This window comes from Flavobacterium sp. TN-1 (assembly GCF_052828645.1).
Genome location: NZ_CM128253.1, coordinates 1,626,051 through 1,636,387 on the forward strand (window position 1 = coordinate 1,626,051; position 10,337 = coordinate 1,636,387).

General features: G+C 31.3%; 11 protein-coding genes. 10 read left to right on the forward strand and 1 reads right to left on the reverse strand.

The annotated features are described in order from the left end of the window. Nucleotides 1–3: 3 nt before the first annotated feature. The 5 genes from hpt to ACUXZJ_RS06905 all read left to right on the forward strand — a co-directional run bounded on the left by hpt (nucleotide 4) and on the right by ACUXZJ_RS06905 (nucleotide 4,991). Nucleotides 4–537 (forward strand): hypoxanthine phosphoribosyltransferase, encoded by a 534-nt coding sequence (gene hpt, locus ACUXZJ_RS06885; RefSeq protein WP_060383205.1) that lies wholly within the window; start codon nucleotides 4–6, stop codon nucleotides 535–537. A 38-nt stretch (nucleotides 538–575) separates the two neighbouring features. Further along, nucleotides 576–1,148, forward strand: a complete 573-nt coding sequence (locus ACUXZJ_RS06890; RefSeq protein ID WP_060383204.1) for an adenylate kinase — start codon at nucleotides 576–578, stop codon at nucleotides 1,146–1,148. A 168-nt stretch (nucleotides 1,149–1,316) separates the two neighbouring features. Then, nucleotides 1,317–2,549: a hemolysin family protein gene (locus tag ACUXZJ_RS06895; RefSeq protein ID WP_060383203.1), complete on the forward strand. Its 1,233-nt coding sequence runs from the start codon at nucleotides 1,317–1,319 to the stop codon at nucleotides 2,547–2,549. 134 nt (nucleotides 2,550–2,683) lie between these two features. Further along, nucleotides 2,684–3,691 carry a GTPase ObgE gene (gene obgE / locus ACUXZJ_RS06900; RefSeq protein WP_060383202.1) on the forward strand — a complete coding sequence of 336 codons (1,008 nt, stop codon included), beginning with the start codon at nucleotides 2,684–2,686 and terminating at the stop codon, nucleotides 3,689–3,691. A gap of 31 nt (nucleotides 3,692–3,722) precedes the next feature. Continuing rightward, on the forward strand, nucleotides 3,723–4,991 hold the full coding sequence (locus ACUXZJ_RS06905; protein ID WP_060383201.1) for a M43 family zinc metalloprotease: 1,269 nt from the start codon (nucleotides 3,723–3,725) through the stop codon (nucleotides 4,989–4,991). Nucleotides 4,992–5,148: 157 nt separating this feature from the next. On the opposite strand, the gene ACUXZJ_RS06910 is transcribed toward ACUXZJ_RS06905, so the two are convergent. Next, a complete protein-coding gene (locus ACUXZJ_RS06910; RefSeq protein WP_060383200.1) occupies nucleotides 5,149–6,606 on the reverse strand; it encodes a M28 family metallopeptidase in 1,458 nt (485 codons plus the stop codon). A gap of 447 nt (nucleotides 6,607–7,053) precedes the next feature. On the opposite strand from ACUXZJ_RS06910, the gene ACUXZJ_RS06915 reads away from it, so the two are divergent. From ACUXZJ_RS06915 to ACUXZJ_RS06935, 5 genes are all read left to right on the forward strand, one after another. Next, a complete protein-coding gene (locus tag ACUXZJ_RS06915) occupies nucleotides 7,054–7,680 on the forward strand; it encodes a ribosome-inactivating family protein (protein ID WP_060383199.1) in 627 nt (208 codons plus the stop codon). A gap of 12 nt (nucleotides 7,681–7,692) precedes the next feature. Continuing rightward, nucleotides 7,693–8,334: a hypothetical protein gene (locus ACUXZJ_RS06920; protein WP_060383198.1), complete on the forward strand. Its 642-nt coding sequence runs from the start codon at nucleotides 7,693–7,695 to the stop codon at nucleotides 8,332–8,334. 20 nt (nucleotides 8,335–8,354) lie between these two features. Then, the gene (locus ACUXZJ_RS06925; protein ID WP_014166321.1) at nucleotides 8,355–8,870 is read left to right on the forward strand and encodes a hypothetical protein; all 516 of its coding nucleotides are present in this window, start codon (nucleotides 8,355–8,357) and stop codon (nucleotides 8,868–8,870) included. A 116-nt stretch (nucleotides 8,871–8,986) separates the two neighbouring features. Next, entirely contained in the window at nucleotides 8,987–9,775 is a 789-nt protein-coding gene (locus ACUXZJ_RS06930; protein ID WP_063743724.1) for a hypothetical protein, read from the forward strand. Nucleotides 9,776–9,805: 30 nt separating this feature from the next. Beyond that, nucleotides 9,806–10,336 (forward strand): discoidin domain-containing protein, encoded by a 531-nt coding sequence (locus ACUXZJ_RS06935; RefSeq protein WP_063743725.1) that lies wholly within the window; start codon nucleotides 9,806–9,808, stop codon nucleotides 10,334–10,336. The last annotated feature ends 1 nt before the right edge of the window (nucleotide 10,337 follow it).

The following is a 10,337-nucleotide window of genomic DNA, read 5'->3' on the forward strand; positions in this document are numbered from 1 at the left end:
AAAATGGAGATTAAGTTACACGATAAGTATTTTAAACCGTTTATAGGGTCTGAAGAGCTTGATTTCGCTATAGGTAATTTAGCCCAGCAAATCAAAAATGATTTTGAAGATGAAATACCCGTTTTTATAGGAGTACTCAATGGATCGTTTATGTTTTTGTCAGATTTGATGAAGCATTATGATTCTTCTTGCGAAGTTTCGTTTATAAAATTAGCTTCTTATGAAGGGATCAGTACGACTCATGAAGTGAAACAGTTAATTGGTTTAAATCAAGATTTACAAGGGAGAAGTGTGGTAATCGTAGAAGATATTGTAGATACAGGAAATACAGTAGAAGAACTAAAAAATATTTTTAAGAACCAAGGGGTTAAAAGACTTAAAATAGCTACTTTGTTTTTTAAACCAGAGGCTTATACTAAAGAGATAAAGCTAGACTATGTAGGAATTAGAATTCCAAATAAGTTTATTGTAGGGTATGGCTTAGATTATGATGGTTTAGGACGAAACCTGAGGGAAGTATATCAGTTAGCAGAATAATAAAAATAAGATTAACAAAATAAAAATTTTAGAATAAAATGATTAATATCGTTCTTTTCGGAAAACCTGGAGCGGGAAAAGGGACTCAAGCTGAATTTTTAACAAAAAAATATAATTTAACTCATTTGTCAACTGGAGATATCTTTCGTTTTAATATTAAAAATAAAACGGAATTAGGAATGTTAGCTAAGACATATATTGACAAAGGTGATTTAGTGCCAGATGATGTTACCATTAAGATGTTGGAATCTGAAGTTGAAAAGAATTCTAATTCATTTGGTTTTTTATTTGATGGATTTCCTAGAACTATTGCCCAAGCAGAAGCTCTTGATCTTTTTCTGACCAGTAAAGAACAGATAGTTACAGCAACGATTGCTCTAGAAGCAGATGATGAAATTTTAGTACAACGATTACTAGAACGTGGTAAAACATCAGGACGTACAGATGATCAAGATGAAGAAAAAATAAGAAACCGTTACGAAGAATATAATGAAAAAACAGCCCCTTTAATTGGGTATTATCAAAATAAAGGAAAATTTCATGCTATAGATGGTATTGGTACAATTGAAGAAGTTACACAACGATTAAGTTCAGTTATAGAAAAATTATAAGATTTGTTTGTAGGGTTTAAATTAAAAAGGCGAAATGTTATATTTTTGTGTAAATTAAATCAAATAAAACAAATGATTTATAGTTTAAAACTTACCCAAATCAAACGAAGATAATTAATGGAAATAGTCATAATATTCTTGTTGATACTGTTAAATGGAGTTTTTTCTATGTCAGAGATTGCACTCATATCAGCAAGAAAAAATAGGTTAGAAACCGCAGCCAAAAAAGGCAATACGAGTGCAAAAACAGCATTAGATTTAGCCAATTCTCCCAATAAATTTTTGTCAACGGTACAAATAGGGATTACCTTAATAGGAATCTTAACAGGTATTTACTCTGGAGATAAAATAACGCATGATGTACAAGCGTTTTTTGCAAGTTATCCTGTAACAGTTCCATATTCTAAAAGCTTAGGGACAGGAGTTGTAGTGGTAATGTTAACTTTTTTTTCTTTAGTGTTAGGAGAGTTATTACCTAAAAGAATTGGTTTAAATTACCCTGAAACAATTGCTAAAGCGGTAGCTGTACCTATGAAAATGATTTCCGTAGCTACAGCTCCTTTTATTTGGTTATTAACCAGTTCTACTGAGTTTATATTGAAAGTTCTTAATATAAAACCAACAGCAGACGGAAAGGTTACTGAAGAGGAAATAAAGGCTATTATTAAAGAAGGAACTGAAGGAGGAGAAGTACAAGAAATTGAACAAGACATAGTAGAACGTGTTTTTCATATTGGTGATCGTAAAGTTAATTCCTTAATGACACATAGAAAATCAGTAGTTTATCTTTCATTAGAAGATCATGTGAATGATTTAAAATCACAAGTATTAGAAGAATTACACTCTGTATATCCTGTTTGTGAAGATAATTTAGATAATGTTGTAGGAGTGGTCTTTTTGAAAGATTTATTTGCAAGTTTTGAAAATAGAGGAAATTTTGATTTGCGTTCAATAACGAAAGAACCTGTTTATTTTATCGAACACACTTCGGCCTATAAGGCTTTAGAAATTTTTAAGAAAACAAAGGTACATTATGCTTTTGTAACAGATGAACATGGCGTATTACAAGGTATTATAACTCTTAATGATATTTTAGAAGCATTAGTAGGTGATGCTTCTGAGTTTTATGAAGAAGAATTTCAGTTAATATCAAGAGAAGATGGAAGTTGGCTTGTAGATGGACATTATTCTTTGCATGATTTCCTAACTTATTTTGATATGGATGATCTGATTAATGATTACGAAGTTACAACAGTAAGTGGATTAATTATGACAGAATTAGGTTCCATTCCCAAAGTAGGAGAAAAACTTATTTGGAATAGAATGGAACTAGAAGTAATAGATATGGATGGAGTAAAGATAGATAAAGTGATTGTTCGTTCATTAAGAGAAATAAATTAAAATTAAAAAAAATAGCTGAAGATCAAGCTAATGGTTGGGGAGAGAGAAGTAAAAGAAGGTTGTGAGTAAAGAAGAAAGCAATAACCTGTTCTTGAATACTTTTGATTTATATATAAAGCAATAAAAAAGAAAAGATGACAGAGGGTAACTTTGTAGATTACGTAAAAATATATGCAGCTTCAGGTAAAGGAGGGAAAGGTTCTTCTCATTTACACCGAGAAAAATTTATTGAAAAAGGAGGTCCTGATGGAGGAGATGGAGGTCGCGGAGGTCATGTTATAGTAGTAGGAAATAAGAATCTATGGACATTATTTCATTTGAAATTTTTAAGACATATTAAAGCAGGTCATGGAGGAGATGGAGGTTCATCTCGTTCTACAGGTCATGATGGAGAAGATAAGTTCCTAGAAGTGCCTTTGGGAACTGTAGTAAAAGACAAAGATACAGATGAAGTATTATTTGAAATTACAGAACATGGACAAAAAGAAATATTGGTAAAAGGAGGTAAAGGAGGATTAGGAAATTGGCATTTTAGAAGCGCAACTAATCAAACACCAAGATATGCTCAACCAGGCATGCCGAGTAACGAAATGGATATTATTCTAGAATTAAAGGTACTAGCAGATGTGGGTTTAGTTGGTTTTCCTAATGCAGGTAAATCTACATTATTATCTGTACTAACCTCTGCTAAGCCTAAAATAGCTGACTATCCTTTTACAACATTAAAACCTAATTTAGGAATTGTAGCATACCGTGATTTTCAATCTTTTGTAATAGCCGATATTCCAGGAATTATAGAAGGAGCAGCGGAAGGTCGTGGGTTAGGACATTATTTTTTACGTCATATTGAGCGTAATTCTACCTTGCTTTTTTTGATTCCTGCTGATGCGGATAATATTAGAAAGCAATACGATATTTTAATTGATGAATTACGTAGATATAATCCAGAACTTTTAGATAAAGAACGATTAGTTGTAATTTCTAAATGTGATATGTTAGATGATGAGTTAAAGACTGAAATGAAAGTACAATTAGATCAGGATTTTAAAGGTATTGAATATTTATTTATTTCTTCTGTAGCGCAACAAGGAATGCTAGAGTTAAAAGATAAGTTGTGGAAAATGCTTAACACGGTAAATTAAAATTTTAAAAAACTAATATATTATCTAAGTGATGAAAATAATTTTTAAGTTGTTTTTAGTAATTTCTGTCTTAGGGTTTGCTCAAGATAGAAAATGTGGTACGGAATCCTATATGCAGGAATATTTAAAAGATCCAAAAAACAAAATAGATCATTATAAATTACAAACTAAATTTAAGGAAAGACTTTTAAAAAATACTAGAGAAGGAAAAACAGAAGATAAACTAGCTGAACCTATAAAAATACCCGTAGCAGTTCACTTTCCAATGTTTACATCTCCTACTGAAAACGATAAAAAATGTATAGCAGGATTAGTACAAAGCCAAATAGATATATTAAACGCGGATTATAATGCGGAGAATAAAGACCTTTCAAAGTGGAGCGTTGATGCGCGTATGTATCCTAATACTTTGAACGGAAAAATGAATGTTCAATTTGTTTTAGCTACGAAAAATCATCCCAAAGAATCAGGATTAGTAGATGGCGTTCCAGCGATTACATTTGGTACAGATTTTTTAAATAATTCTGATTCAGATCCTACATGGAAGGGATATATGAATTTAGTAGTTCGTCAAATCCCTGAAAAAGATAATTCGCAAATATTAGGCTATTCTGTTTTGGGAGGAAGACCATCACAAGGTCATACTGTAGTCATAAATACTTTTTGTTTTGGTAGTGGTTTAGGATGTCCAGGGTATGTACCTGTGAAAAATAATGATTTAGGAAGAACATTGACGCATGAATTAGGACACTTTTTTAACTTAAGACATACTTTCGGTGATGGTAAAGGTTGTGCAACTAGTGATGATGGTATAGCAGATACACCAAAAGTGGGTTACGCAAGTTTTGGTTGTCTTAAACCAGGATCAGTTCCTGGTTGTGAGCCAAATGAAAAAGCTTTAACCATGAACTATATGGATTATCTAGATGATCCTTGTATGTATATGTTTACACAACAACAAGCCGCTGCTATGAAAACCTATTATGATTTGATATCATCTCAATTTGTTAAAGATGTATTTGATAAGGGGCCTGTAGTTGTAACGGATCCTAAGCCTAAAAAAGATTTTAATATTTACCCAGTTCCATTTAATGATATATTAAATATAACCTTTGAAAAGGCACCCTCTTTATATACCCTTCAAGTAGTAGACCGTATAGGTAGAATTGTTTATGAAATAAATGATACCCAAGTAGAAATAGAAGAAAAGCACGATTTGTCTTTCTTAGATTCTGGAGTTTATTTTATAATTATGAGATTTGATAATGAAGAAATAATAAAGAAAGTAAACAAACGATAAGATACATTAAAAAAAAGAGGCTGTCCAAAAAGTAATAAATCAAAATGCAGTTTGTCACTCCGGTAAGGAGGAGTTTCATAATCAATATTATGTGATTTCTCCCTTTGGTCGAAATGAACAAGATTGCGAACTTTTTGGACAGTCTCGTTGTATAAAACTATCGTTCAAGTTTAAAGTTATCAAGAAGTTTTGGACGTTTAGGTTCGTTAGCAACTTTCCATGAAGTTCTGTACATCCACTCCGTCATTTTATATAATTTTTTAAAATTGATATTTTCTGATTCATCTTGCGGTGTGTGATATTGATGATGTAAAACAGAAGTAAAAAAAATAGCAGGTATCCCCATTCGAGCATAAGGAGCATGATCACTTCTAAAATAAAAATATTCAGGATGCTCAGGTAAATCCCAATCTTTTAAAAATTTAAAACGGGTACTTTCGTTGTTAGCATCAATAGCCATTTTAACTAAATCATCAGAGTTTTTATGAGGACTTTCTCCTCCTAATAAAGCCGCCTCATCTAAATTATTACGCCCAATCATATCGCCGTTTAATACAGCCACTATTTTGTCTTTAGGAACCATTAAGTGTTGAGTATGATATCGAGAACCTAATAATCCTCGTTCTTCTGCACCATGAAATACAAATAAGAGGCTGCGTTTTGAAGGTTGCTTTTGATACGCTCTAGCTATTGCAAGCATAGCAACACAAGTGCTTGCATTATCATCCGCTCCATTATATATACTGTCATTCATTACTACGTGTCGGATACCATCGTGATCTTGATGACCGCTAATTAATACATATTCGTTTTTTAGCAGAGGATCTGTTCCGTCTATTTTTCCGATTAGGTTAACGGATGGATATTGATACGTTTCCGTTTCTAGACGAATTTCTATTTCTGGATTTTGAGTTAACCATTCTTTGTTGGATCTTTTAATCCAAAATAAAGGAAGAGTGTTTTCAACTTTATCTCGTAATCCCTCTATACCATATATACCTCGTGTCATTTGAGGGAGTACTTCTGTCCAACTTTTTTCGGAAATGGCGTCTGTTATAAATATAATTCCTTTAGCACCTAATTTTTTTACTTGATTGTAATATTTTGTTTTAATAAAACCAGGGTAACGGCGTTCAAACAAAGTCATCTCTTTGTCTATATTGGTGTCAGAAATTTCAATTGCAACGATTTTGTCTTGAATGTTCTTCGTAGCTAATTCATCGGGTTCCGCCTTGCCTACATATACAATAGCCGTTTTAAAATCAGCATTTACCACATCCGCTACTAATATGTCTTTCCATATATTAAGACTTTTATTACCTATCTTTATATAACTATTCGGACTTATTTGATGACGATACATGTCAAAAAATTGATAATAAGTGCCAAATTCTCCAGCTGGTTGCATACCTGTTTCTCTCATTTTATTAACAAACCAAGTAGATACTTTTAGTTCATCTAAAGTACCAGCCTCTCGCCCCAAAAATTGATCCCCTGCTAATTGGTACATATCAGTTCGAAGATCTTTTTCTTTAAGGGCTTCTACTAAGGGCTTCTTATAATCTTGTGCCTGTGCCGTTAAAGCGGCTAAATAAATCAATAAGATTTTTTTCATCTCTATTTGTAATTGAATTTAAAGTATATGTTTTTTAAATAATTCTGTTAAACCGTTAAATATTAGATCAAGAAAAGATCGTTTTTAATGTCTAAATGTAATTAGAAATAAAACACAAAAGAATTATTTTTTAATACAAGCCTGTAATTAAGTCTTTTCAGTTGCCGATCGTTAAATCTAAATGGTTTTTATTAAACTGCGTTTTGCTTTTTTAAAGATTATTTACTGAAAACACATATTTGTTGTTATAAAAGAAAGTTCTAGTTGTGTTTTTTGGTAAAAAATAAATATTTGGTTTTATTTATTTAAACAATAAGTATTTTTTGTTTATATTGCTTTTGAATTAAATATTAAATATATGTTAAAAGAATTATTATTTTCTTGTTTATCTCTTGTTTTTTTAGGGATCAACGAAAAAAAGTAAATTGTCAAAAAAAGATTTATCAATTGGATAAATCTTATCTGAAAAAAAGTAGAGTTCTAGGAGTTTTTGACCTAAATCTAGAACATACTGTTTATAATTCTAATATTCAAAATATTAGAGATGCTTTTAGAGGAAATGCAAATGTTCCGAATGTTTTACAAGTTAAAGTAAAGATTAATGAAGCCAGTTGCCTTCTGTACCTTAATGCAGCTTTTGAAAGTAGGGCTTGCATACCCGCCCCAAACGCTTCATTGTATGTCATAGGATTTAAGGGAGGAGATGGAAGAGATTATTTATTCAATATAGAACCTTTCCCAAATCCTGAATTGAAAGGGATCAATAGTATCATTCTTTCGATAGATGGTTCTTATAGAAGTTTAGGTCATGCTTCCTCATTGCCAATGATTAATAAAGCTGAGTTAGAGACTTTAGTTAGAACAATAAGTAATTTTAAAGGTACAATAATATCTTCTGCATTATCTTCTGCATTAACTAAAATCATCATCATGACTTGTGAAACTTCCCGTTTTAAGTCTGTTGAAACAGATGTATATAATATGTTAAGAACTTCTACTCCATTTGATGCGTCAACTCGTTATGATATGATAAAAAGATGGAATACAACTTTGTTAGGAGATAATAATTTTTAATTTTTTAAATCTATGAAATTTTATATACTGTTTTTGTTTTTTATAAAAGGATTTTCACAAGATCCTTGTAGTCGTTTTGCTATTGTATCTTCCAATTTGCAAACGGAACAGCAAAAGGAAGAGTTAAGGCAATATCTAGACAGAGCAAAAGATGCAATAAAAGAATTTATATCCACTAATGGAGGGGCATGTGTTGATGTTATACGTGTTAAAATGCTATTATCTTCAAAAGGTTTTTCAGTTGGTGAGGGGGCTACTTTTGCTTATTGGAAATGGCGTTATCCTCAATACGAATCATTTAATCACACTGCTGTAACAATAATTTTTAAAGGAAAAGAATTGGTATTAGATCCAACTCATAAACAATTTAGAGGAGTAGATCCACTAGATGAAGATATTATTTGTCTTCCAGCCAAAGATTGGATGAATGAGTTAGTAACTAGAACTAAAGGTCAAAATCCTGTTTTGGATCACCAACTTCGGAGTGGTGAGTCATTGTATACTTTTGTGTGTCCTGACTGTACAAAACCCAAATTAAGTGAACAGCAAAAAAAAGCTATTGAGGAATTTGATAAACTAGATGATATACGATTAAAAGTAGATATTAGAAGAGAGGTAAGTGATAGAAGGAGAGAACGCTGTATTATTTTTTAATTTTTACTATGTATAATTTTATGAAAAAGTTTATTACTACTTTGTTTTTCTTGTTCTTTTCTTTTTTGGGGTTAGGACAAAAAGGTTTTTATCCTGTTATGGATCCCATAAAGTCAACCAATAGTTATTGTTTAAATGAAAATTGTTATTACTGTTCTACTGCAGCATTGCTAAACACAACAGTTACAGATTTAGTTGCATCAACAGGTATAATGCAACAAGATACTGCACAGATAGATGAAATTATAGATTTATTTAGAAATGCAGGAGTTAGTGTTCGGTGTATTACAGGTTTAGATGAAGCTACTGCTTATTGTCTTCTTTCTACTTTACCCAATGGACAAAGTGTAGGATTAGCTTATACACGTCAAGGAGGTAGTGGTCACATGGTGGTAGTTACCCGTGATAGTGGATATTATAATAACGGTATCAATCCAAGTTTAAAATGTGTAGATTATCAATCAAATCCCCCCAGAATTACCGGTTTTCCGTATGAAGGGGGAAATTTAATATACAATATATTTATTAAAAATTGAACTATATTATAAAGAATTTTGATTTTTTAGATAATATAGAAATAATTATGAGATTTTATTTGTAGATATTTAAAATCAATTATAACTTTATAATATTATGTTAAAAAAAATATAAAATGAATCAAATTTTACCTAAATCTACAATTCCCTTGTTTTTAGGGAGTGTTTTTTCTCTTTTTGCATTTAAAAATGTGTGCAAAAAAGAAGTTATAGATCCAGAAGTTCAACGTGATATACGCGTTTTGAAAAGCCATAGTTTTGCGGTTTCAAATCCGTATTTAGCTATTGCTATCAAGGATGCTTTACGAAATATTGAATTAGTTACTTCTTTAAACAGAGAAGATACAAGACAAGGAGGATCTACAATTTGTAAATACGATACCGAAATAGGATTACCTAAAAGTTATGCCATTGGTTATTCAAAAAACAGTGCGGGTACTCTTTTACATGAGTTAATACATGTTTCAGTTAATCAAAACTTACTTCAAGATTTTGTTAACTACAAATCACCTATAAAAGATAATCCAGTTGCTCCTCAGTACGTTGCTGATGGAGTAAGATTAAATGAAAATTTAAGACAAGCCAAATGGATGGATCTAGCAGAAAATACTAAACGAACAGAACAGATGCAAAAAATTGTTAGTTTAACTGATGTTTGCACTAAGTTGAAACCTGAGGTAAAAGCCTATATAAAGGATAAATGCAGTTATGCTTCTATAAATCCCCATATTGAATATTCAACTACTGTTGTTCAACTAGCCTACTATATGTTTTTACAAGGCTTTCCTGTAAAAAACGCTCCTGTAAATACTCCAGAAAACAATTTGTATGTAGAAATTGATAAAGCATTGATAGAAGATTTAAAAGCGCGTAATGTAATATCAAACACATGCTCCTTAAACTAACCCCAATAAACTAAATTTAACCTAATTTATATGCAATTATTTTTTCATTTATTTTTTATTCTTACAGGGTTTATATTGCAAGCCCAGTCAAGAATTCCAGTGGTGTACGCAACCGCTACCATTGAAGAAGAGTCCGTTCAAGCTCCAAATAATTTAGATTATGCTTATGATGAAGATGTAAATTCTGCCTATCATTCTAAATGGTCCATTAGTGGAGTGCCTAATACCTTACAATTTTATTTGAGTAACACCTGCTCTAGTGTTAGTAAAGTAATTTATAAGCCTAGGCGTTTAGGATTAAATGGAATTTTTACCAAAGTAAATATATCCTATAGCCTTGCAAATGCTCCTACCGTTTTTATCCCTTTACCAGGCGGAAATAACGGAGAATTTATTTGGATTGCAGATAATACGGATAAAGTTATTAATTTATCACAACCTATTAATAATCCCGCAATTTTTAAATTTGAAGTAACTCAAGCATACGGTAATTTTACTAGTTGTGCTGAAATGGGGTTTGAAGGAGTAGTGATCGGTTCAGGAATTAAAACATGTAATTAAA